4 protein-coding genes are annotated in these 24,977 nt (G+C 70.9%); all 4 read left to right on the top strand.

Features of this window, described 5'->3' with window-relative positions; translation table 11 throughout:
- Positions 1–6 precede the first annotated feature (6 nt).
- The 4 genes from AC0Z2B_RS23770 (at position 7) to AC0Z2B_RS23755 (ending at position 24,929) form a co-directional block, all read left to right on the top strand.
- Complete coding sequence (locus AC0Z2B_RS23770) at positions 7–5,211, top strand: amino acid adenylation domain-containing protein (protein ID WP_476299831.1); 5,205 nt, start codon at positions 7–9, stop codon at positions 5,209–5,211.
- Positions 5,208–10,898 carry an amino acid adenylation domain-containing protein gene (locus AC0Z2B_RS23765; protein ID WP_476299830.1) on the top strand — a complete coding sequence of 1,897 codons (5,691 nt, stop codon included), beginning with the start codon at positions 5,208–5,210 and terminating at the stop codon, positions 10,896–10,898. The genes AC0Z2B_RS23770 and AC0Z2B_RS23765 overlap by 4 nt, the downstream gene beginning before the upstream one ends.
- Positions 10,895–13,924 (top strand): non-ribosomal peptide synthetase, encoded by a 3,030-nt coding sequence (locus AC0Z2B_RS23760; protein WP_476299829.1) that lies wholly within the window; start codon positions 10,895–10,897, stop codon positions 13,922–13,924. The genes AC0Z2B_RS23765 and AC0Z2B_RS23760 overlap by 4 nt, the downstream gene beginning before the upstream one ends.
- Positions 13,925–14,153: 229 nt before the next feature.
- Positions 14,154–24,929, top strand: coding sequence for an amino acid adenylation domain-containing protein (locus AC0Z2B_RS23755; RefSeq protein ID WP_476299827.1), 10,776 nt, complete (start codon positions 14,154–14,156; stop codon positions 24,927–24,929).
- Positions 24,930–24,977: the final 48 nt, after the last annotated feature.

The following is a 24,977-nucleotide window of genomic DNA, read 5'->3' as shown; positions in this document are numbered from 1 at the left end:
ATCGAAATGACCGAGCGCTTCGCAAGCTCGTTGGTGGAATCCTTGCAGCAACGCGCGGCCGAAACGCCGGACCGCGAAGCGCTGCGCTTCCTGGTGGACGGTGAAGAGGCCTTCGAGGCGCTCAGTTACCGGCAGCTGGCACAGCGGGCCCAGGCCATCGCCGTGTGGCTGCGCCAGCAGGCGGGGGCCGGCGAGCGCGCGGTGCTGCTGTTCCCCAGTGGCCTGGACTACGTGGCCAGCTTTTACGGCTGCCTGCACGCCGGGGTTATCGCGGTGCCGGCCTACCCGCCGGAATCCACCCGCTCGCAGCACTTGCAGCGCCTGCAATCGATCATCGAAGACGCCCAGCCCAAAGTCATCCTCACCGACTCCACGGTGGCCGGCCTGCTGGGCGACAGTTTCGCCGGCAAGGTCCAGGTGCTCGCCGTGGACCAGGTGGAAGCGAGCATGGCCGCCGACTGGCAGATGCCGCTGCTGGCTGCCGATGACATCGCCTTCCTGCAATACACCTCCGGCTCCACCTCGCGGCCCAAGGGCGTGCAGGTCAGCCACGGCAACCTGGTGGCCAACGAGCGCCTGATCGCCCACGGCTTCGGCATCAACGCCCAGGACACCCTGGTCAGTTGGCTGCCGCTGTACCACGACATGGGCCTGATCGGCGGCCTGCTGCAGCCCATCTACAGCGGCGTGCCCTGCGTGCTGATGTCGCCACGGCACTTCCTCGAGCGCCCGGTGCGCTGGCTGCAGGCCATGACCCGCTACCAGGGCACCCTCAGCGGCGGCCCGGACTTCGCTTACCGCCTGTGCACCGAGCGCGTCGGCGACGCGGCGCTGGCGCAGCTCGACCTGCGCCACTGGCAGTTGGCGTACTCGGGCTCCGAGCCCATCCGCCGCGAGACCCTGCAAGGCTTCGCCCAGCGCTTCGCCGCCTGCGGCTTCCAGGAACGCGCCTACTTCGCCTGCTACGGCCTGGCCGAGGCGACCCTGTTCGTCACCGGCAGCCAGCGTGGCCAGGGCATTGCCGTGGACGAGTTCGACAGCCAGGCGCTGGCCGACAACCGCCTGCAAGCGGGCCTGGGCTCGCCGCTGGTGGACTGCGGCAGCGCCCAGCCCGGGCACGCCGTGCGCATCTGCGACCCGCAGCAGGGCCAGCCGTTGGCCGACGGCCAGGTGGGCGAGATCTGGGCCAGCGGGCCGAGCATCGCCAAGGGCTACTGGCGCAACCCCGAGGCCAGCGCCCAGGCCTTCGTGCAGGCTGACGGCCAGGCCTGGCTGCGCACCGGTGACTTGGGCAGCCTGGTCCAGGGCCAGCTGCGGGTGACCGGGCGGCTGAAAGACATGCTCATCGTGCGTGGCCAGAACCTTTACCCCCAGGACCTCGAACGCGCCGTGGAAACCCACGTGGCGGCCGTGCGCCAGGGCCGGGTAGGGGTGTTCGCCATCGAGCACCAGGGCCGCGAGGCCATCGGCGTGGCCGCCGAGATCGGCCGCGGCACCCAGAACAAGATCAGCGCCCAGGCCCTGGCCGAGGCCATCCGCCTGGCCGTGGCCCAGGTCTGCCAGGAAGCCCCGGCGGTGGTCGCGCTGCTCAACCCCGGCGCGCTGCCCAAGACTTCCAGCGGCAAGCTGCAACGCTCGGCCTGCCGCGCCATGCTGCAGGACGGCAGCCTCGACAGCTACGCCATCGACCGCCTGGGCGAACAAGGCCAGGTGCAGGCCCAGGCCCGCGCCCCGCTGACCGCCAGCGAGCAACTGATTGCCCCGTTGTGGGCAGACTGCCTGGGCATCGAGCCGGGCGCCGCGGACAACTTCTTCGCCCTGGGCGGCAACTCCATCACCGCCGTGCAGATGCTCGCCCGCCTGCGCGATGAACAGGGCCGCGAGGTGGCCCTGCGCGACCTGTTCGAAGCGCCGACCCTGGCCGAGTTCGCCGCCCTGGTGCAGCGCCAGCCCGTGGCCACCAGCACCCAGGCCGCCCGCGCCGGCGATGGCGCCGCCGGCCAGCTGTCGCCGGCCCAGCAGCGCATGTGGCTGCAATGGCAGCTCGACCCTGAAGGCCACGCCTACAACATCCACGGCGCCGTGCAGTTGCAGGGCACGCTGGACCAGGCCGCGCTGCAGCAGGCCTTCGACCAGCTGGTGGCGCGCCACGAAAGCCTGCGCAGCCGCTTCGTCGAGGAGGGCGGCGAGGTGCGCCAGCAGGTCCTGCCGGCACTGCAAACGGCCATCGAGCCGCTGACAGTCGACGGCCAGGCCAGCAGCGCCCGCCAGCCGTTCGACCTGCGCCAGGGCCCGCTGCTGCGCGCCAGCCTGGCCACGCTGGGCGCCGACAGCTGGCGCCTGGCGCTGACCCTGCACCACATCATCGCCGACGGCTGGTCCATGAACCTGCTGCTGGCCGAACTCGCCGAGCACTACAACGCCCTGCGCCAACAGCGCCCGGCCACGCTGCCGGCGCTACCGGTGCAATACCGCGACTTCGCCGCCTGGCAGCGCGACTGGCTGGCGGCCGGCGAGGCCCAGCGCCAACTGGCGTACTGGCAGGCGGAGTTGGGTAGCGAACATCCGCGCCTGGCCCTGCCCACTGACCAGCCGCGCCCGGCGCAACCCAGCCTGGCCGGCGCCGAACTGGCCATCGTCTTGGAGCCCGCCCTGGCCTGGGCCTTGCGCCGCCTGGCGCAGCGCCACGGGGTGACGCTGCCGACCGTGCTGTTGGCCAGCTTCCAGGTGCTGCTGCACCGCTACAGCCAGCAGCCTGACGTGCGCGTGGGCTGCACCGTGGCCAACCGCAACCAGGCCCACACCCAGGCGCTGATCGGCTGCTTCGTCAACCTGCTGGTGCTGCGCGCCGACCTGTCGGGCAACCCCTCGTTCAGCGCGCTGCTGGCCCAGGTGCACGAGCGCGCCTTGCAGGCCCAGGCCCACCAGGACCTGCCGTTCGATGCGCTGGTGGAAGCGCTGCAACCGCAGCGTACGCCCGGCGAGCACCCGCTGTTCCAGGTGGCGTTCGACCACCAGTGGCTCAACGACGACGTGCAGTTTGACGGCCTCCAGGTCCAGGCCCTGGGCCAGGAAGCCCTGGCCACCCAGTTCGACCTGATTCTGCACACCGTGGAGCGCGCCGAGCAGTTGTCGGCGTCCTTCACCTACCGCCTCCACCTGTTCAGCGTCGCCACCGCCGCGCAGTTGGCCCGCCACTGGCGCGCGCTGCTGCAGCAGCTGGTGGCGCAACCCGAACAGCCGCTGGCGCAGTTGCCGCTGCTGGGCGAGGACGAACAAGCGCAACTGCTGGCGCAGTGGAACCCACAGCCCCAGGCCTTCGAACCCGCGCAGAGCCTGCACGGCCTGATCGCCGAACAAGCCCGCCGCCACCCCGCTGCGGTAGCCGTGCGCTTCGACGACCAGCACCTGACCTACGCCGAGCTCGACCAGCGCGCCAACCGCCTGGCCTGGCGCCTGCGCGAGCAGGGCGTGGGCCCCGACGTGCTGGTGGGCCTGGCCGCCGAGCGCTCGCTGGAGCTGATCGTCGGCCTGCTGGCGATTCTCAAGGCCGGTGGCGCCTACCTGCCGCTGGACCCGGACTACCCCGCCGACCGCCTGGCCTACATGCAGGCCGACAGCGGCATTGCCCTGCTGCTGATCCAGGACCACCTGCAACAGCGCCTGCCCGTGGTCGACGGCGTGCAGCGCCTGGGCTTCGCCAGCGACGGCTACCCCGACACCGCGCCGCCCGCGGCTGCAGGCCCCCGGCACCTGGCCTACTGCATCTACACCTCCGGTTCCACCGGTTCGCCCAAGGGCGTGCTGATCGAGCACGCCAACGTGCTGCGGCTGTTCCAGGCCAGCGAGCCGGTGCTGCCGTTCGACCACCGCGACGTGTGGACGCTGTTCCACTCCTACGCCTTCGACTTCTCGGTGTGGGAGATCTTCGGCGCACTGCTGCACGGCGGCACGCTGGTTGTCGTGCCGTACTACGTCAGCCGCGAGCCACGGGCCTTCGTCGAGCTGCTGCGCGAGCAGGGTGTGACCGTGCTCAACCAGACCCCCTCGGCGTTCCGCCAACTGATGGTGCCGCTGCTGGCCAGCCCTGAAGGCCTGCCGGCGCTGCGCACGGTGATCTTCGGTGGCGAAGCCCTGGAAGTCAGCAGCCTGCAGCCCTGGTTCGCGCGCTTCGGCGACCGCCAGCCGCGGCTGATCAACATGTACGGCATCACCGAGACCACCGTCCACGTGACCTTCCGCGAGCTGACCCAGGCCGACCTGCGCAGCAGCGCCAGCCCCATCGGCCTGCCGCTGCCGGACCTCGCCTGGTACATCCTCGACGCCAGCCTGCAACCGGTGCCGCCGGGCGTGGTGGGCGAGCTGTACATCGGCGGTGCGGGCCTGGCCCGTGGCTACCTGAAGCGCCCGGGCCTGAGCGCCGAGCGCTTCATGGCCGACCCTTTCAGCGCCACGCCGGGCGCGCGCATGTACCGCACCGGCGACCTCGCCAGCTGCAGCGCCGACGGCCAGGTGCAGTACCTGGGGCGCATCGACCACCAGGTCAAACTGCGTGGCTTCCGCATTGAACTGGGCGAGATCGAGGCGCGCCTGCGCGACCAGCCCCAGGTGCGTGACGCCGCTGTGCTGCTGCGTGCCGACGCCCAGGGCGAACAGCGCCTGGTGGGCTTCGTGGTGGCGGCCGAACCGTGGCCCGACGCCGCGCAGACGCTGTTGCAGCTGCGCCAGCAGCTCAAGGCTAGCCTGCCGCTGCACATGGTGCCGGCGCAGTTGCAGCAGCTCGACAGCCTGCCGCTGACCGCCAACGGCAAGCTCGACCAGCGCGCCCTGCAACTGGACGAAAACGCCTGGTTGCAACAGGCCTACGTGGCGCCCCGTACCGTCACCGAGCAGGCCCTGGCCGGGATCTGGCAGAGCCTGCTGAACGTCGAGCAGGTGGGCCTGCACGACAACTTCTTCGAGCTGGGCGGCCATTCATTGCTGGCCACGCAATTGGCTTCGCGCATAGAGGTGCAATTCCAGCGGCGCCTGGACCTGCGCCAGGTGTTCGAAGCCGCCGACCTGCAAGCGTTGGCTGCAGCCCTGGACGTCGGCGAGGCGCTGCCTGACCAGGACGCCCTGGCCGATGAAGTGCTGGCGCTGATGCAGAGCCTGCAAGGTTTGTCCGAAGACGAGCTGGCCCTGCTGGCCGCCGAGAAGAGCGACTCATGAACAAGGTGCTCGAATCGTTGCAAACCCTGAGCCTGGCCCAGCGCAAGGCGTTGGCGGCAGTGATGGCGAAGAAGGGCATCGACCTGTTCCGCCAGCTGCCGATCCCACGGGTGCCGCGTGACGCGCCGCTGGCGCTGTCCTACGCGCAGCAGCGCCTGTGGTTCCTGCAACAGCTGGAGCCTGCCAGTGCCGCCTATGTGATCCCCGGCGCCCTGCGCCTCACCGGGCCGCTGGACGAAGCGGCGTTGCAGGCGGCGCTGGACCAGTTGCTGGCCCGCCACGAGCCGCTGCGCAGCCGTATCCAGGCCGAAGCCGGGGTGCCGGTGCAGCAGGTCCTGGCGCCGGCGCCGCTGCAACTGACCCGCTGGGATCTCAGCGCGCTGCCGGTGGGCGAACGCGAGATACGCCTTGAACAACTGCTCGACGCCGAAGCCGCGCGGCCCTTCGACCTGGCCCGCGACTGCCTGCTGCGCGGCGCGTTGATCAAGCTGGCGGCGGGCGAGCAGGTGCTGGCCCTGGCCGTGCACCACATCGTCGCCGATGGCTGGTCCATCAACCTGCTGATCCAGGAGCTGACCCAGCTGTACCCGGCCCTGCGCCAGGGCCCGCCACTGCAACTGCCGGCACCTGCGTTGCACTACGCCGACTTCGCCCAGTGGCAACGGCACTGGCTGGAGTCGGGGGAGGGCGACCGCCAACTGAACTGGTGGAAGCAGCGCCTGGGCGACGAGCATCCGCCCCTGGCGTTGCCGCTGGACCGGCCACGGCCGGCGCAGCGCAGCGAGCGCGGCGGCAGCCTCGAATTTGCCCTGCCCACGGCCATGGCCCGGCAGGTGGAACAACTGGCCGAGCGCTCGCGGGTCACGGTGTTCAGCGTGCTGCTGGCGGCGTTCAAGGCGCTGTTGTACCGCTACAGCGGCCAGCCGGCGATCCAGGTCGGCGTGCCCCTGGCCGGGCGCAACCGCAGCGAGCTGGAGCCGCTGGTTGGGCTGTTCGTCAACACCCAGGTGCTGCGCAGCGAGGTCAGCGGCGCCCTGCCGTTCGCCACCTTGCTGGCCCAGGTGCAGGCCACGGCGGTGGAGGCCCAGCAGTACCAGGACCTGCCGTTCGAAATGCTCGTCGACGCGCTGCAACCTGAGCGCAGCGCCAGCCACACGCCGTTGTTCCAGGTGCTGTTCAACCATCAGCGCCAGGGCGCCCTGGGCGCGCGACGGCTGGATGAACAGGTGCAGATGGTGCTGGTGGAACGCGAGCGCCGAGCGCAGAAATTCGACCTGACCCTGAGCACCGAACAGCGCGGCAGCGGCGAGATTCTCGCCAGCCTGGGCTACAGCGCCGACGTGTTCGAGCGCGCCACGGTAGGGCGCCTGCAACAGCACTATCTGGCCGTACTGCGCCAGGTGCTGGCGCAGCCGTCGCTGCGCCTGGCCGACCTCGACCTGTTGCTGGGCGAGGCACCGCCACCGCAGTGGGGCGAAGCGCTGGAGCAGCCGCAGGCGTCGGTGCTGCAGCTGTTCGACCAGCAGGTGCGCGAGCAGCCCACCAGCATCGCCCTGATGCACGGCGGCCAGGGCTACACCTTCGCCTGGCTCGACCAGGCCGCCAACCGCGTCGCCCAGGCGCTGCTGGCCCAGGGCTGCCAGCCCGGCGAGCGCGTGCCGCTAGTGTGCGGCCGCAGCCCGGCGCTGGTGGCGGGGTTGCTGGGGGTGATGAAAGCCGGTGGCGCCTACGTGCCGCTGGAGCCGCAGACGCCGATCGGGCGGCTGCAGCAGATCTGCGCCGACCTGCAGGCCCGCCGCGTGCTGGCCTGCACCGAGCAACCCGAGCTGGCGCTGCCGCGGGTTCGCCTCGATCACCTGCTGGCCGCCACCGCGCCTGTGCCTGCGGTGCAGCCTACCAGCCACAGCCTGCAACCGGCCTACCTGATCTTCACCTCCGGCTCTACGGGCCGCCCCAAGGGTGTGGTCATCAGCCACGGCGCCCTGGCCAACTACGTGCAGGGCCTGCTGCAACGCCTGGCGCTGGCGCCCGAGGCGAGCATGGCCATGGTCTCCACCGTGGCCGCCGACCTTGGCCACACCGTGCTGTTCGGCGCGCTGTGCAGCGGCCGCACCCTGCACCTGCTGGACAACGACCAGGCCCGCGACCCGCAGCTGTTCGCCGACTACCTCAGCCAGCACCGGGTAGGCGTGCTGAAAATTGTGCCCAGCCACCTGCACAGCCTGCTGGTGGCCGGCCACGAGGCGGCGGCGCTGCCCTGGCATGCACTGATTCTCGGTGGTGAGGCCTGCGAGCCGGCGCTGCTGCAGCGCATCGCCCAGGCGCGCCCGGCCTGCCGTATCTTCAACCACTACGGGCCGTCGGAAACCACCGTCGGCGTGCTGGCCGGCGCGGTGCAGGACGTTAGCACGCGGGCCCCCCTGGGGCGCCCGCTGGCCGGCAGCAGCGTGCACGTGCTGGACGCCGACCTCAACCCGCTGCCAGTGGGCGTGGTGGGCGAGCTGTATATCGGCGGCGCAGGGCTGGCCCAGGGGTATCAGGGCCAGCCGGGGCACAGCGCCGAGCGCTTCGTGCCCAACCCCTTCGGCGCCCCCGGCTCGCGCCTGTACCGCAGCGGCGACCGCGTGCGCTGGAACGCCCAGGGCCAGTTGGAATACCTGGGCCGCCAGGACCATCAGGTCAAGGTGCGCGGCTTCCGTATCGAGCTGGCCGAAGTGCAGGCGCAGATCGCCGCCCATGCGGCAGTCCAGCAGTGCGCGGTGATCCTCGGCGCGGGCCAGTTGCTGGCCTACGTGGTGCTGGCGCAAGGCGCCACGTTGGACGCGATCAAGGCCGACCTGGCGCGCCGGCTGCCTGACTACATGCAGCCGGCGCACTGGCAGCTGCTGGCGGCGTTGCCGGTGACCGCCAACGGCAAGCTCGACAGCAAGGCGCTGCCGGCACCGGTGCTGCATAGCCGCAGCAGCGAGGCGCCAGTCACGGCCCATGAGCAACGCCTGGCGCAGCTGTGGCAGGACCTGCTGGGGCTGGCAGGCGTGAGCCGCGACGGTCACTTCTTCGAACTGGGCGGGCATTCCCTGCTGGCCACGCAACTGGTGGCGCGGGTGCGCGAGCAGTTCGACGTGGCCCTGGCGCTGCGCGAAGTGTTCGACACCCCGCGCCTGGACCAACTGGCCGCGCGCATCGCCGCGCTGGCCGGCGACACCGCCCCTGCGTTGCCGGCGCTGGCCGCCGAGCCGCGCCAGGGTGTGCTGCCGCTGTCCCTGGCCCAGCAGCGCCTGTGGGTGGTGGACCGCCTCAGCGGCGGCCAGTCCGACGCCTACAACATGAGCGGTCGCCTGCAACTGGACGGCCCACTGGACCGCCAACGGCTGGTGGCCGCCCTCGACCTGCTGGTGGCGCGCCATGAAGTGCTGCGCAGCCACTACCCCGAGGACGACAACGGCGACCCGCACACCCAGGTGCTCGACGCCCTCACGCTCGACGTGCCGTTCGCCGACTTGTCGATGCTGGCCGTGGACGAACGTGAGCAGCTGGCGCGCCAGGCCTCGCTGGACGACGCCCGGCAGCCCTTCGACCTGCTGGGCGGGCCGCTGCTGCGTGCGCGTTTGCTGCGCTTGGGCGAGCAACGGCACCTGCTGCTGTTCAGCCTGCACCACATCGTCGGCGACGGCTGGTCGGTGGGCATCCTCATTCGCGAATTCGCCGAGGCGTACCGCGCCCTCGGTGCCCAGCGCGCGCCGCAGTGGGCGCCGCTGCCGGTGCAGTACCTGGACTTTGCCATCCACCAGCAGCGCTGGCTGGCCAGCGACGCCTTCGGCCGCGAGCGCGGGTTCTGGCAGGCGCGGCTGGAAGGGGCGCCGAAGGTGCTGGAGTTGCCCACCGACTTCCCGCGCCCGGCCGTGGCCTCCACCGCCGGTGCCGAGCATGTGCTGCGCATCGACCCGGCGCAGTACGCGCAGATCGAGGCGCACTGCCGCAGCGCCGGGGTCACGCCGTTCATGTGGTTGCTGGCCAGCTTCCAGTGGCTGCTGCACCGGGTGGCCGGCACCGACGACCTGCTGCTGGGCACCGACCTTGCCGGCCGCCAACAGCAGGCGCTGGAAGGCCTGATCGGCTTCTTCGTCAACGTCCTGCCGCTGCGTTCGCGCACCGTGCCGGGCATGACCTTCGAGGCGCTGCTGGCCCAGGCCCGTGACAGCGCCCTGGCCACCTTCGAGCACCAGCAGCTGCCGTTCGACCGCATCGTCGAGGCCGTGGGCGTGCCCCGCGACCGCAGCCGCAACCCGCTGGTGCAGGTGCTCTTCGTGCTGCAGAACACCCCCAAGGGCCAGTTCGACATCGACGGCCTGCACATCCAGCGCCTGGACGCGCTGGAGCACAGCTCCAAGTTCGACATGGGCCTGTTCCTCGAGCCCGAAAGCGACGGCCTGCTGGTGCGCTGGGCCTACGCCAGCGGCCTGTTCAGCGCCGCTCGCATCCAGCGCCTGGCCCAGGCCTGGCTGCAACTGATTGCCCTGGCGATTGCTTCGCCCCACACCCCGCTGGAGGAGTTCACCGTGCACGACAGCAGCGAAACCCCCGTTGGCCGCGATGCGCCGGCCATGGGCAACAAGCTCGACAAACTGAAAAAATTCATGAAGCAGCCGGCAGCCAGGCCCCAGGGCCCGCGTGAGCTGATCAAGACCCGGCCCATCGAGCCTGGCAAAGTGTTCCCGCTGCTGATCGAACCGGCCAGCCCGGACCTCGACGCCCTGGCCTGGGCCGCCGCCCACCGCGACCAGGTCGAGGCCCTGCTGCGCCGCCACGGCGGCCTGGTGCTGCGCAACTTCGGCGTGGTTACCCCGGCCGATTTCGAGGCCTTCGCCGAAGCCCTGCAGCCAGGCCTGTACGGCGCCTACGGCGATCTGCCGAAGAAGGAGGGCGGGCGCAACACCTACCGCTCCACGCCGTTCCCCGAGCGGCAGATGATCCTGTACCACAACGAAAGCGCGCACCTGGACCGCTGGCCGCGCAAACAGTGGTTCTTCTGCGAACTGCCGTCGGCCATCGGCGGCTGCACGCCCATCGTCGACTGCCGCGAGCTGTACCGGCGCCTGCCGGCCGACGTCGCCCAGCGCTTCGAACAGCGCGGCCTGCTGTACGTGCGCACCTTCCTGCAGAACCTCGACGTCAGCTGGCAGCACTTCTTCAAGACCGCTGACCGCGCCGAAGTGGAAGCGCGCTGCGAGGCCGGCGGCATCGACTACCGCTGGCTCGGTGACGACGAACTGCAGACCCGCACCCGTGCCCCGGCGGTGATCGTCCACCCGCTGACCGGCGAGCGTTCGTTCTTCAACCAGGTGCAGCTGCACCACATCTTCTGCCTGGAGCCCGACGTGCGCAGCGACCTGCTGGACATGCTGGGCCTGGAGCGCATGCCGCGCAACGTCTACTACGGCGACGGCACGCCCATCGAAGATGAGGTCATGGCACTGCTGGGCCGCCTGTACGAAGAGTGCGCGGTGCGTTTCGACTGGCAGCAGGGTGACGTGGTGATGCTCGACAACATGATCGCCGCCCACGCCCGCGACCCCTACGAGGGGCCGCGCAAGATCGTCGTCGCCATGGGCGACATGTATGACCGCGCACGCCTGCAGCAAGAGCGTGCCGCCCTGGCCCAAGCGCCCCTGGAGACTGTGCAATGAGCGAAGTGATGGAACTCGAACACCTGGCCCTGAGCCCGGAACAGCGCGCCGCCCAGGACGCCGGTGGCGAGCCGCAGGTACTGTGGCTGGGCGCTGCGGCCGCTGTCGATGCCCAGGCCCTGCACCAGGGGTTCGAGCGCGCGGTGCGCGGGCAGTGGAGCCTGAACTGCCGCTTCAGCCAGCAGCCCGGCTACCGCGGCCTTCGCCAGCAGGCCCTGGAAGCGCCCGGCAGCGGCCGCTGGCAGTTTACCGATCTGCGCGGCGTGGCCGACGCCCAGGCGGCGCTGCACGGCGAACCGCCGGCGTTCGACCTCAGCCGCGGCGACGTGGTGGCCGCCCAGCTGTTTGCCGTGGCCGACAACGATTGGCGCCTGTGCCTGCGCGCCAGCGCCCTGGTGGCCGACGCCGGCAGCCTGCGCCTGCTGGCACGGCAGGTATTCGCCGAGGCGCCGGCCGAAGACGAGGAGAGCGGCCATTTCGGCCAGTTCGTCGAATGGCGCCAGGCCATGGCCGAGGACGAGGACGCGCCCGCCGGGCAAGCCTACTGGGCCGAGCACCTGCGCGCCGCGGGTGCCGGGCAGGCGCTGCAATTGCCCCTGCGCCGCCTGCACGGCCAGACCGCCCAGGACCAGGCGTTCAGCGCCTTGGGCAGCGAACAGGTGCATGGCCTCAACGCCCTGGCTGAAAGCCGCCAGGTGCCCGTCGACAGCCTGTTGCAGGCGGCCTGGTGGGCGCTGTTGGCGCGCATCGGCGGCCAGGGCCAGCTGCTGGGCGGCTGGCTGCACGACTGCCGCGCCGACTATGACTTTTTCGCCGCCAGCACCGGGGTCTACGAAAAGACCCTGCCGCTGGCGCTAAGCCTGGACTGCCGCCAGCCGTTCGCGCGCTGGCTGGCCGAGTGCAGTGCGTTGCTGGACAGCCACCGTGGCTGGCAGGAACACGCCCCGGCGCAATTGCGCAGCGACTGCCTGCGGGCCGGCTTCAGCGTCGAGTCCGCGGTGCCGGCCGGCTGGCGTGCACTCGGCGCGCGGCCGTCGCCCTTTGAACTGGCCTTGCAGGTGCACCAGGACGCCCACGGTCAGGTCAACGGCCTGGGGCTGTCGGCGGACCTGCGGCACTACCGCCCCGGCGACGCCCAGGGCCTGTTGCAGCAGTACCTGCAACTGCTGGAGCGCTTGCCCGATGGCCTCGACCAGAGCATCGAGCGGCTGCTGGAGCCGACGGTGGCTGACGCGCGCCTGTCCGGCCCGGTGCAGGCCTTCGGCGAAGGCAGCCCCCTGGCGCGCATCGCCCACTGGGCAGCGGTGGCGCCGAACGCCGCAGCGCTGCAAGGCGCCGATGGCGTGCTCACCTACAGCGAGCTCAAGCAACGCATCGAGCACCTGGCGAGCGCCTTGCACGCCCAGGGCGCCGGCCCCGAGACCATTGTCGCCCTGGCGCTGCCGCGCTCCGCCGAGCTGGTGATCGCCGCCCTGGCCGTGATGCGCAGCGGCGCCGCCTACCTGCCGCTGGACCCACAGTGGCCGCAGGGCCGGCGCCAGCAACTGGCCGACGCCGCCAAGCCGCTGCTGGTCATCGGCGCCGACGCGGCGCTGGCCGGCCACCGCCAGCTGTCGTGGGTGGATTGGGCGGCGCAGCCGGCAGTGGTCGCAGAGTTGCCGCTGCCCACGCCGCACCAGGCTGCCTACGTGCTGTTCACCTCCGGCTCCACCGGCCAGCCCAAGGGCGTGGTCATCGAGCATCAACAGTTGCATAACTATGTTCAGGCGGTCAGCCAGGCCCTGGACCTGCGTGCCTGCCAGCGCTTTGCCCTGACCTCCACGGTGGCCGCCGACCTGGGCAACACTTGCCTGTTCGGCGCCTTCGAGCAGGGCGCCTGCCTGGTGGTCGCCAGCACCGAGGACATGCAGGACGCGCCGTCCTTCGCGCGCTTCCTGGTGGCCCAGCGCATCGACTGCCTGAAGATGGTGCCCTCGCACCTGGCTGCCTTGCTCGACGGCCAGGACGGGGCGTTGCCGGCCACGGTCATCCTCGGCGGCGAAGCCACCACGCCGGCGCTGGCCGAGCGCATTCGCGCGCAGTCGCCGGCCACGCGCCTGTTCAACCATTACGGCCCCACCGAAGCCACGGTCGGCGTGCTCTACCAGGCAGTAGCCGGCGACCCGCTGGTGCTGGGCGGGGTGCTGGCCAACAACGTCGCCACCCTGTTGGACGAGGAGGGCCGCCGCGTGCCGGTGGGTGCCATCGGCGAGCTGTACCTGGGCGGCGCGCAGCTGTGTCGGGGTTACCTGAGCGGCGATGAATCGTCGTTCATTGCCGATCCCGAGCAACCCGGCCAGCGCCTGTACCGCACCGGCGACCGCGCCGTGCGCCGCCATGATGGCGCGCTGGAGCTGCGCGGCCGTGGCGACGGCCAGGTGAAGATCCGTGGCTTCCGCGTGGAAGTGGGCGAGGTCGAGGCCACCCTGCAAGCCCTGGGGGAAGCGGCGGTGAAAGTGCTGCACGATGCTGATGGCGAAGCCAGCCTGGTGGCCTACGTGGTCGGCGACGAAGCGGCGCTGCGCCAAGAGGTGGAGGCACGCCTGCCCGATGCCATGCGCCCGGCGCGCTACGTGCGGCTGCCCAGCCTGCCGCGCCTGGCCAACGGCAAGATCGACCGCCAGGCACTCCCCGCCGTGCAGCCCGACCTTGCCAGTGGCCGCGCCCCGCGCGACGCCCTGGAAACCCTGCTGGCCGGCCACATGGCCGAACTGCTGGGGCGCGAGAGCCTGGACATCGACAGCGACTTCTTCGAGGCCGGTGGCCATTCGTTGACGGTGATCAAACTGGTGGCGGCGATCCGCAAGGGCCTGCAATTGGAAGTGCCGCCGGGCATCGTCTTCGACCACCCCAGCGTGGTGGCCCTGGCCGCCGCCCTGCGCGAACGCGAGAGCGCGCCGGGGCAGTTGGAAAAAGCGGCTGGGCTGCGCTTGAAGTTGCAGGCGTTGAGCCCGGCGCAGCGCGAGGCGTTGCTCAACCGCCGGTGATTTTTGATTGGGGGATGGCTACAAGGCGCATGCCTGGATTGTTGTGGCGCCCTCAAGATCGAGCGCCGCGCGGGCGGCGCTCGATGTCATGAGGCATGCAAATCTCCCGGCAGGCCCATTGCCGCCCTGACTTGATCCCATTAACCACCCTCCCAAAACCCCGCTAAATTCCCCCACCCCCCCTTCGTCCTTCAAAGACACCAACGACACGGTCGAGAGACGGGACGACATGAACCAATTCATCGAAAATCAGGACGACGAACTGCTGGCGCTGCTGCTTGCCGAGGAAGCGGGCGAGCCAGGCATTCCCAGGCGTCCCGATGAAGGCAGTGCGCCCCTGTCGTTCTCCCAGCAGCGCCTGTGGCTGCTACACCGCTACGACCCGGCTGCGGCCCAGTACAACCTGCCGCGGGCGCTGCGCCTGGAAGGCGAGGTTGACGTGGCGGCGCTGGAGCAGGCGTTCCAGGCGCTGATCCAGCGCCATGAAGTGTTCCGCACCCGCTTCGTCGAAGTCGACGGCCAGCCGCGCCAGGTCATCGAGCCCCACGTGACCTTCCAGCTGCACCGCGAGGAGAAGGTCGACTGCAGCCAGATCAACGCGCGCATCCGCGCCGAGGCCGCCATTCCGTTCGTGCTCGACCGCGCGCCGCTGCTACGCGCCACGCTGCTGTCGTGCGCCGACGAGTGCGAGCAAGTGCTGCTGTTCACCCTGCACCACATCGTCTCCGACGCCTGGTCCAACGCCATCCTGGTGCGCGACCTGTCGGTGGCCTACGCCGCTGCCCTGGGCCAGGCCGACGCGCGCCTGCCGGTGCTGGAAGTGCAATACGCCGACTACGCCGCCTGGCAGCGCCAGCGCTATGAACAGGGCCACGCCCAGGCCGCTGCCGACTACTGGCGCGGCTACCTGGGCAGCCACCTGCCGGTCCTGAACCTGCCGTTGGACCACCCGCGCCCGGCCATCCAGGGCCACCGCGGCGAATCGCTGCAGGTGCAGTTGCCCGACGCCCTGCTGGCGCGCCTGCGGGCGTTCTGCCAACAACAGGCATGCACGCCGTTCGTGCTGTTGCTGGGCGCCTGGCAGGCGCTGCTGGCGCGCCACAGCGGCCAGGACAGCTTCGCCGTGGGCGTGCCCAACGCGGCGCGCAACCAGCGCGAGATCCAGGAGCTGGTGGGCTTCTTCGTCAACACCCAGGTGTACCGCGCCGACTTCAGCCAGCCGCTGAGCGCCCGCGACCTGTGCCGCCGCCTGCGCGCCGAGGCCATGCAGGCGCTGGAATACGCCGACTACCCCTTCGAACTGCTGCTCGACCACCTGCAGGTCGAGCGCAGCCTCAGCCACAGCCCGGTGTTCCAGACCCTGTTCAACCTGCGCAACCAGGACGACAGCACCCGCCTGCAGCTGCCGGGCCTGCACGTGGAAGTGATGACGCTGCCCAGCGTCACCGCCAAGTTCGACCTGTCCCTGGACGTGGCCCTGGGCGAGCACCTGCTGTGCACCCTGGAATATGACCGCGACCTGTTCGCCGCCAGCACCATCGCGCGGCTGGCCGGCCACTACGAACACCTGCTGGACTACATGCTCGACTACCCCGATGCTTGCCTGGACGACGCGCCGCTGCTTGGCCAAGCCGAGCGCGAGCAACTGCAGGGCTGGAGCCAGGGTGGCCCGGCCCACGCCATGAGCGCGCCGGTGCACCGCCTGTTCGAACAGCAGGCGGCGCTGCGCCCGGACGCCCTGGCGGTGCTGTTCGACGACCGCCAGCTGACCTACGCCCAGCTCGACACCCGCGCCAACCACCTGGCCCTGCTGCTGCGCCAGCGTGGGGTGGACGCCGACGTAATGGTGGGCGTGGCCGCCGAGCGCAGCCCGGAGCTGGTGGTGGCGCTGTTGGCCATCCTCAAGGCCGGCGGCGCCTACGTGCCCATGGACCCCGACTACCCGGCCGAGCGCCTCAAGCACATGCTCGACGACAGCGGCATCACCCTGCTGCTGACCCAGGCGCGGGTGCTGCCCAAGTTGCCGCTGGCCGGCCGCGCGCTGGACGTGCTCGACCTCGACGCCCTGGACCTGCGCCAGCCGGTGGCCCTGGCACCGGCCGCGCTGGACGCCGAGCACCTGGCGTACGTGATCTACACCTCCGGCTCCACCGGCAAGCCCAAGGGCGCCGGCAACAGCCACGGCGCGTTGTTCAACCGCCTGGCGTGGATGCAGCAGGCCTATGACCTGAGCGCTGCCGATAACGTGCTGCAGAAGACCCCGTTCAGCTTCGACGTGTCGGTGTGGGAATTCTTCTGGCCGCTGATGACCGGCGCCACCCTGACCCTAGCGTTGCCCGGCGAGCACCGCGACCCGGCGGCGTTGATCCGGCGCATCCGCCAGCAGGGCATCACCACCCTGCATTTCGTGCCCTCGATGCTCCAGGCGTTCATGGCCGAGCCCGACGTGGCCCGCTGCACCAGCCTGCGCCTGATTGTGTGCAGTGGCGAGGCGCTGCCCGCCGACCTGGCTGCGCGCACCCTGAAGGCGCTGCCCAACGCCGAGCTGGTCAACCTCTACGGCCCCACCGAGGCGGCCATCGACGTCACCCACTGGACCTGCCGCCTCGACGGCCGCGACAGCGTGCCCATTGGCCGCCCCATCGACGGCCTGAGCACCCAGGTGCTGGACAAGCGCCTGCAACCGGTGCCCATTGGCGTCGCTGGCGAGCTGTACCTGGGAGGCGTCGGCCTGGCGCGCGGCTACCACCAGCGCCAAGCGCTGACCGCCGAACGCTTCGTGCCCGCTGCCGACGGCAGTGGCCGCCTGTACCGCACCGGCGACCTGGTGCGCTGGCGCGAAGGCGGCATCATCGAGTACCTGGGGCGCCTGGACCACCAAGTGAAAATTCGCGGCCTGCGCATCGAGCTGGGCGAAATCGAAGCCTGCCTGCTCGAATCTGGGCTCACCCGCGAAGCCGTGGTGCTGGCGGTGGACGGCGTGGCCGGCTCGCAGCAGCTGGTGGCGTACGTGGTCGGCGACAGCAGCGTCGAGGCGCCGCTGCGCGCCTGGCTGGCCGAGCGCCTGCCGGACTTCATGGTGCCGGCGCACCTGATCAGCCTGGCGCAGATGCCCCTGAGCCCCAACGGCAAGCTGGAGCGCAAGGCGCTGCCACTGCCCCAGGCCCAGGTGCAGGCCTACGTGGCGCCGCAGGGCGAGCGCGAAACCCTCATGGCGGGCATTTGGCAGCAGGTGCTGGGCCTTGAACAGGTGGGCACCAACGACAACTTCTTCGAACTGGGCGGCGACTCGATTATCGCCATCCAGGTGGTCAGCCGCGCCCGCCAGGCGGGGCTGCTGCTGGCCCCGCGCGACCTGTTCCAGCACCAGACCCTGGCGGCCCTGGCCAAGGCGGCCCGGCAGGCCGAAGCCCCGCAGGTAGAGCAGGCCCCCGTGACCGGCGCCAGCCGCCTGCTGCCGTTCCAGACGCGTTTCTTCGCCACCCAGATTGCCCAGCGCCAGCACTGGAACCAGTCGGTGATGCTCGGCTTCAACCGCACCATCATCGGCGAACACCTGCGCCAGGCCCTGCACCTGCTGCTCGAACATCACGACGCCCTGCGCCTGCGCTTCGACGCCCAGGGCCAGGCCCAGCACGCCGCCCCCGGGCAGAACGTGCTGTGGCAAGTGGCAGTGGCCGACCAGGCTGAATTGGAGGCCGTGACCGAACAGGCGCAAAACAGCCTCGACCTGCTCAACGGCCCGCTGCTGCGCGCCGTGCAGCTGCAACTGTGGGACGGCAGCCAGCGCCTGTTGCTGGTGGTGCACCACCTGGTGGTGGACGGCGTGTCGTGGCGCATCCTGCTCGAAGACCTGCAGGCCCTGTGCCGGCAGCTCGCCGACGGCGCGCGGCCGCAGTTGCCGCCGCGCACCACCGCCCTGCGTGACTGGGCCCAGGCCCTACACCGCCAGGCCGGCAGCGCGCAATTGGCCGCGGAGCTGCCCTGGTGGCAGGCGCAGCTGGCCGACAACCAGGTTGAACAGCTGGTGGCCACGCCCCAGGCGCAGGCCTGCCAGCGCGACCTGCAAGTGATCGAGACCGGCCTGGATGCCGAGCGCACCCGGCAGCTGCTGCGCCAGGCCCCGGCGGCCTACCGCACCCAGGTCAACGACCTGCTGCTGACTGCCCTGGCCCGCGCCTGGCAGCGCTGGAGTGGGCAGGCGGCAGTGCATGTGGAACTGGAAGGCCACGGCCGCGAGCAGGAGTGGGTCGACGGCGCCGACCTGAGCCGCACCGTCGGCTGGTTCACCAGCACCTACCCGCTGCGTTTGCAGGCCGCCAGCGACATGGGCGAGTCGATCAAGGCCATCAAGGAACACCTGCGCCAGGTGCCCAACCGCGGCATCGGCCATGGCGTGCTGGCCTGGCTGTCGCCCCACGGCGAAGCCCTGCGCGCGCTGCCGGCGCCGCGCATCACCTTCAACTACCTGGGCCAGTTCGACCAGAGCTTCGGCGATGACGCGCTGCTGTACCCGGCCGCCGAAAGCAGTGGCCGCAACAGTGACCCCGAGGCGCCGCCGGGCAACTGGCTGAGCATCAACGGCAGCATCAGCGATGGCTGCCTGCGCCTGGCCTGGAGCTTTGCCCCGCAGTGGTTCAGCGCCCCACAGGTGCAGGGCCTGGCCGACGCCTGGCAGCTGGAGCTGCGCAGCCTGATCGAACACTGCATCAGCCCCGCAGCCGGCGGCCTGACGCCCTCGGACTTCCCCCTGGCGCGCCTGACCCAGGCGCAGTTGGACAACCTGCCGGTGCCCGCCGCGCAGATCGAGGACATCTACCCACTGTCGCCGATGCAGCAGGGCATTCTGTTCCACAGCGTGTTCACGCCCACCGCTGGCGCCTACATCAACCAGTTGCGGGTGGACGTGCAGGGCCTGGACCTGGCGCGCTTCCGCGCGGCCTGGCAGGCGGCGCTGGACGCGCACCCGGTGCTGCGGTGCGGCTTTGCCTGGGAAGGCGAGGGCGACGCGGCGCTGCAGATCGTGCACCGCCACGTCAGCCTGGTGCTGGAGCAGGGCAGTGCGGTCGAGGACGCGGAGCAGGTGGCTCGCGCCGAACGTCAGCGCGGCTTCGACCTGCGCCGGCCGGCGTTGATGCGCCTGCGCCTGGTGCGCCTGGCCGACGGCGGCCAGCAGCTGATCTGGACCTGCCACCACCTGCTGCTGGACGGCTGGAGCCAGTCGCAGCTGCTGGGCGAGGTGCTGCAGCGCTACGCCGGCCAGGCGCCGAGCCGCAGCGCCCCGGCCTACCGCGACTACATCCAGTGGCTTGGCCAGCGCCCCAGCAGCGAAAGCTTCTGGCGTGCCAACCTGGGCGAGCTGCACGAGCCGACCTACCTGGCCAACCTGCTGGCCTACGAAGGCAACGGCGACAGCGGCCAGGCCGAGGTGCAGGTGCAGCTCGACCCTGCACGCACCGCGCAGTTGCAGGTCTTCGCCCGCCAGCGCCACGTGACCTTCAACACCCTGGTGCAGGCCGCCTGGCTGTTGCTGCTGCACCGCTACAGCGGCCAGGCCACCGTGGCCTTCGGCGCCACCGTGGCGGGGCGCCCGGCGCAGCTGCCGGGCATCGAGCAGCAGTTGGGGCTGTTCATCAACACCCTGCCGGTGGCGGCCACGCCGCAGCCGCTGCACAGCGTCGACGCCTGGCTGGCCCAGGTGCAGCAGCTCAACCTGGACCTGCGCGAGCACGAGCACACGCCGCTCTACGACATCCAGCGCTGGCTGGGCTACAGCGGCCGTGGGCTGTTCGACCACGTGCTGGTGTTTGAAAACTACCCCGTCAGCGAAGCCCTGCAACAAGGCGCGCCAGCGGGGGTGAGTTTTGCCAACGCCCGCGCCACCGAGCAGTCCAGCTACCCGCTGATGCTGATGGTCAACCTCGCGGAGCAACTGCACCTGCGCTTCACCTTCGACCTGGCCAGCTTCGACCGCGAGGCCATGGCGCGCCTGGCCGGGCACTTCCAGCACCTGCTGCTGGCCATGGCCGAGGACGCCGCGCGGCCGCTGGCCGAGCTGCAATTGCTGGGCGATGCCGAGCGCCAGCAACTGCTGCAACGCGGCGTGCAAGGCGGCCCGGCGCTGGCCGCCGCCAGCCTGGTGCCGCTGTTCGAGCGGCAGGCCGCGCAGGCGCCGGCGAGCCTGGCGCTGATTGCCAGCGACCAGACCCTGGACTACGCCGCGCTCAACCGCCGCGCCAACCGCCTGGCCCGCGCCCTGCGTGCCTCCGGCGTGCAGCCCGACGACCGCGTGGCCGTGGCCTGCGAGCGCGACAGCCAGCTGCTGGTGGCCTTGCTGGCGGTGCTCAAGGCCGGCGCCGCCTACGTGCCGCTGGACCCTGAATTCCCCGCCGAACGCCTGGGCCACATGCTCGCCGACAGCGGCGCGCGCCTGCTGTTGACCCAGCAGCACCTGCTGGCCGAGCTGCCCGCGCACCCCAACACCTGGTGCCTGGACCGTGACCAGGCGCTGTGGGCCGACGAAAATGCCAGCGACCTTGCCCCCGTCACCCAGCCCCAGCACCTGGCGTACGTGATCTACACCTCCGGCTCCACCGGCCGGCCCAAGGGCGTGGCGGTCAGCCACGGCGCGTTGCTCAACTTCCTCGACAGCATGGCCGAGCAACCGGGCCTGGCGGCGGGGGAGCGCATGCTGGCGTTGACCTCGCTGTCATTCGACATCGCCGGCCTGGAGCTGTACCTGCCGCTGACCCGTGGCGCCAGCGTGGTGCTGGTGGACCGCGACAGCGCCCGTGACCCGCAGCGCCTGTGGGCGGCCATCGAGCAGCACCAGGTGCGCAGCATCCAGGCCACGCCATCGACCTGGCGCATGCTCGCCGACCATCCGCAGCTGGCGGCAAAGCTTGCCGGGCGCCAGCTGCTGTGCGGCGGCGAAGCGCTGCCCGCCGACCTGGCCCAGCGCCTGATTGCCGCCGCCGGGCACGTGTGGAACCTCTACGGCCCCACCGAGACCACCATCTGGTCGGCGCGCCGCCGCCTCGACCCGCAGCAACCGCAGCCGTGGCTGGGCGAGCCCATCGCCCACACCGGCCTGTACGTGCTGGACGCCTACCTGCAACCGCTGCCCCAAGGCGTGGCCGGCGAGCTGTTCATCGGCGGCCAGGGCCTGGCCCGCGGTTACCACGGCCGCGCCGACCTGACCGCCGAGCGCTTCGTGCCGGACCCGCAAGGCCACGGCCGCCTGTACCGCACCGGCGACCTGGCACGCTGGCGCGCCAACGGCCAGCTGGAGTACGTGGGCCGTATCGACCAGCAGGTGAAGGTGCGCGGCTTCCGTATCGAGCTAGGCGAAATCGAAGCACAGCTGCTGCGCCAACCCGGCGTGCGCGAGGCGGCCGTGGTTGCCCGCAGCGTGGGGCAGGGCCAGCAGCTGGTGGGCTACGTGGTCGGCGAGGGGCTGGACCTGAACGCCCTCAAGGCAGCGCTCAAGCAGCAGCTGCCCGACTACATGGTGCCGGCGCAGCTGCTGCAGCTGGCCGCCATGCCCCTGACCCCCAACCGCAAGCTCGACCGCAAGGCCCTGCCGGCACCGGACTGGCAAGGCCAGGCGTACCAGGCGCCCGAAGGCGCGCGCGAAACCGTGCTGGCGGAGATCTGGGCCCAGGTGCTGGGGCTGGACAAGGTCGGCGTGCTGGACAACTTCTTCGAACTGGGTGGCGACTCCATCGTCACCATCCAGGTGGTGGGCAAGGCCCGCCAGGCCGGGCTGATGTTCAGCCCCAAGGCACTGTTCGAACAGCCTACCGTGCGTGCCCTGGCCGCTGTGGTTGAAGCCGTGGCGGCCAGCACCGAGGACGACGCGCCGCTGCTGGTGCTCGACGACGCCCAGCGCGCGGCCTTGCCGGCCGGCGTCAGCATCGCGCTGCCGCTGACGCCCATGCAACACGGCATGCTCTTCCATCAACTGCTCGACAACCGCGACGGCGTGTACGTCAACCAACTGCGGGTGGACGTCGAAGCCGTGGACGTCGAGCGCCTGCGCCAGGCCTGGCAAGCGGCGCTGGACGCCCATGACAGCCTGCGCACCGGCTTCTGCTGGCGGGGCCTGGACACCCCGCTGCAATGGGTGCAGCCGGCGCTGACCCTGCCGTTGCAGGTGCTGGACTGGCGCAATGCTTGCGACAGCCAGGCCCTAGACCGCCTGGCCGCCGACGACCAGGCCCGCGGCTTTGCCCTCGACCAGCCACCGTTGCTGCGCCTGACCCTGGTGCGTTGCGACCAGCAGCGCTACCACCTGATCTACACCCACCACCATATCCTTATGGACGGCTGGAGCACCGCGCAGCTGCTGGGCGAGGTGATGCAGCGCTACCTCGGCGAGGCGCCGCCGGCCAGCCCCGGCCGCTACGGCGATTACCTGCGCTGGCTGCAGCGCCGCGACCCGGCGGCCACCGAGCAGTTCTGGGACCAGCAGCTGGCAGCGCTGGAGGCGCCCACGCGGCTCGCCGACTGCCTGGTGAAACCCCAGGGCGGCGAGGGCTTCGGCCAGCATGAAATCCACCTGCCGCTGGCCGCGCTGGCCGCGTTCGCGCGCAGCCGCCAGGTCACGGTCAACACGCTGTTGCAGGCGGCCTGGGCCATCGTGCTGCAGCGCTACAGCGGCCAGGCGGCGGTGGCGTTCGGCGCGACGGTGGCGGGGCGGCCGCCGGAACTGCCGGGCATCGACCGGCAGCTGGGGCTGTTCATCAACACCCTGCCGGTGGTGTCGGTGCCGGCGCCGCAGCTGTCTGTCGGCCAATGGCTGCAGCAGGTGCAGGCGCAGGCCGTGGCCCTCCGCGAATTCGAGCACACTCCGCTGTTCGAACTGCAACGCCGCCATGGTGACGGTGAGGCGCTGTTCGACAGCCTGCTGGTGTTCGAAAACTTCCCGGTGGCCGAAGTGCTGGAGCGCGCCGACAGCCCGGTGCGTTTCTCGGGCGCGGGCATTCAGGGCAACACCAATTACCCACTGACGCTGATGGCGTCCCTGGGCGACAGCCTCAAGCTGGCGTTCAACTACCGCCGCAGTCACTTCAGCGAGCTGGCCGTGCAGGGCTTGGCCAGCCAACTGCAGACCCTGCTGCTGGCGATGCTCGAAGACCCAGCGCGGCTCCTGGGCGAGCTGCCGTTGCTGGACGCCGCCAGCCAGCGCGCGCTGGTGCTGGACTGCAACCGCAGCGCCATGGCCTACGACCCGGCGCAGAGCCTGCACCAGTTGATCGAGGCGCAGGCGGCGCGCAGCCCCGACGCGGTGGCAGTGATCGCCGACGACGGCCAGCTCACTTATTCGCAACTCAACGCCCGGGCCAACCGCCTGGCCGGCTACCTGCGCGAGCAGGGCGTGGGCCCGGACGTGGCGGTGGGCATCGCCCTGGAGCGCGGCGCTGCCTTGCCGGTGGCTTTGCTGGCGGTGATGAAGGCCGGCGGCGCCTACGTGCCCATGGACCCTGAATTCCCCCGCGAGCGCCTGGCGCACATGCTCGAGGACAGCGGCCTGAGCCTGCTGCTCAGCGAGCGACGCCTGCTGGCGGCGCTGCCAACCACCCAGGTGCCGACCTTCTGCATGGACGACCTCGACGGCCTGGCGCACTACGCTGCCGACAACGGCCCAGCCGTGGGGCACCCCGAGCACCTGGCCTACGTCATCTACACCTCCGGCTCCACCGGCAAGCCCAAGGGCGTGGCGGTGCGCCAGGGCGGGCTGGTCAACTTCCTGCACAGCATGGCCGCCGAACCAGGCCTGGCGGCGACTGACCGGGTGCTGGGCCTGACCTCGCTGTCGTTCGATATCTCGGCGCTGGAGCTGTACCTGCCGTTGCTGGTGGGCGGCGCCGTGGTGCTGGTGGAACGCATGGCGGCCAAGGACCCGGCGCGCCTGCTGGAGGTGATCGAGCAGTATGGTGTCACGGTGATCCAGGCCACGCCGTCGAGCTGGGGCATGCTCGCCAGCCATGAGGGCTTCAGCCGCCTGCGCGGCAAGCGGTTCTTCTGCGGCGGCGAGGCGCTGTCCACCGAACTGGCGGCGCGCCTGGGCGAACAGGCGGCGCAGCTGTGGAACCTCTACGGCCCCACCGAGACCACCATCTGGTCGGCGCTGAATTTGGTGCACGGCCGCCCGGACTTGGGCGGGCCGCTGGCCAACACCCAGCTGCACGTGCTCGATGACAGCCTCAACCCGGCGCCGCCGGGCGTGGCCGGCGAGCTCTACATCGGCGGCGATGGCCTGGCGCGGGGTTACCACGCGCGCCCCGGGCTGACCGCCGAGCGCTTCGTCGCCGACCCGTTCAGTGCCACCGGCGCGCGCCTGTACCGCACCGGCGACCTGGCGCGGCGCCGCGCCGATGGCGTGCTGGAGTACCTGGGGCGTATCGACCAGCAGGTGAAAATCCGTGGCCTGCGCATCGAGCTGGGTGAAATCGAAGCCTGCCTGCTGGCCCAGGCTGGCGTCGCGGACGCCGCCGTGGTTGCCCGCGAGTCGGCGTACGGCAAGCAGCTGGTGGGATACGTCACCGGCGTCGACGACAGCCGCCTGGATGCGCTCAAGGCGCAGCTGCGCCGCGACCTGCCGGACTACATGGTGCCCGCGCAACTGCTGGCGCTGCCGCGCATGCCGCTGACCCCCAACGGCAAGCTCGACCGCAAGGCCCTGCCGGCGCCGGACTGGCAGCCGCGCGACTACGTGGCCCCGCGCACCGAGACCGAACGGCTGCTGGCTGACATCTGGGCCCAGGTGCTGGGCCTTGCGCAGGTGGGGGTGACCGACAACTTCTTCGAACTGGGCGGCCATTCGCTGCTGGCCACGCAGGTGTTCACCCGCCTGCAAAGTACCTTGCAGGTGTCGTTGAGCCTGCGCCAGGTGTTCGAAGTGGCCACCGTCGCCGAGCTCGCCGACCTGGTCGACGCCGCCCGCGCCCCGCAACCCACCACCGACCTGGACGACCTGATGGCCCGCCTGGAGGCCCTTTGACGCGGTGGCCGTGACGCGGCCTGGCGGCCGCTGCTACAGGCGCAATAC

The organism is Pseudomonas sp. GYB4201 (genome assembly GCF_056312595.1).
This window is presented reverse-complemented; position numbering and strand designations above follow the sequence as displayed.

Excerpts from the sequence above, each read along its gene's own strand:
- AC0Z2B_RS23755 (WP_476299827.1), top strand. The coding sequence starts at position 14,154 with ATGAACCAATTCATCGAAAATCAGGACGACGAACTGCTGGCGCTGCTG.
- AC0Z2B_RS23760 (WP_476299829.1), top strand. The coding sequence starts at position 10,895 with ATGAGCGAAGTGATGGAACTCGAACACCTGGCCCTGAGCCCGGAACAG.
- AC0Z2B_RS23770 (WP_476299831.1), top strand. The coding sequence starts at position 7 with ATGACCGAGCGCTTCGCAAGCTCGTTGGTGGAATCCTTGCAGCAACGC.
- AC0Z2B_RS23765 (WP_476299830.1), top strand. The coding sequence starts at position 5,208 with ATGAACAAGGTGCTCGAATCGTTGCAAACCCTGAGCCTGGCCCAGCGC.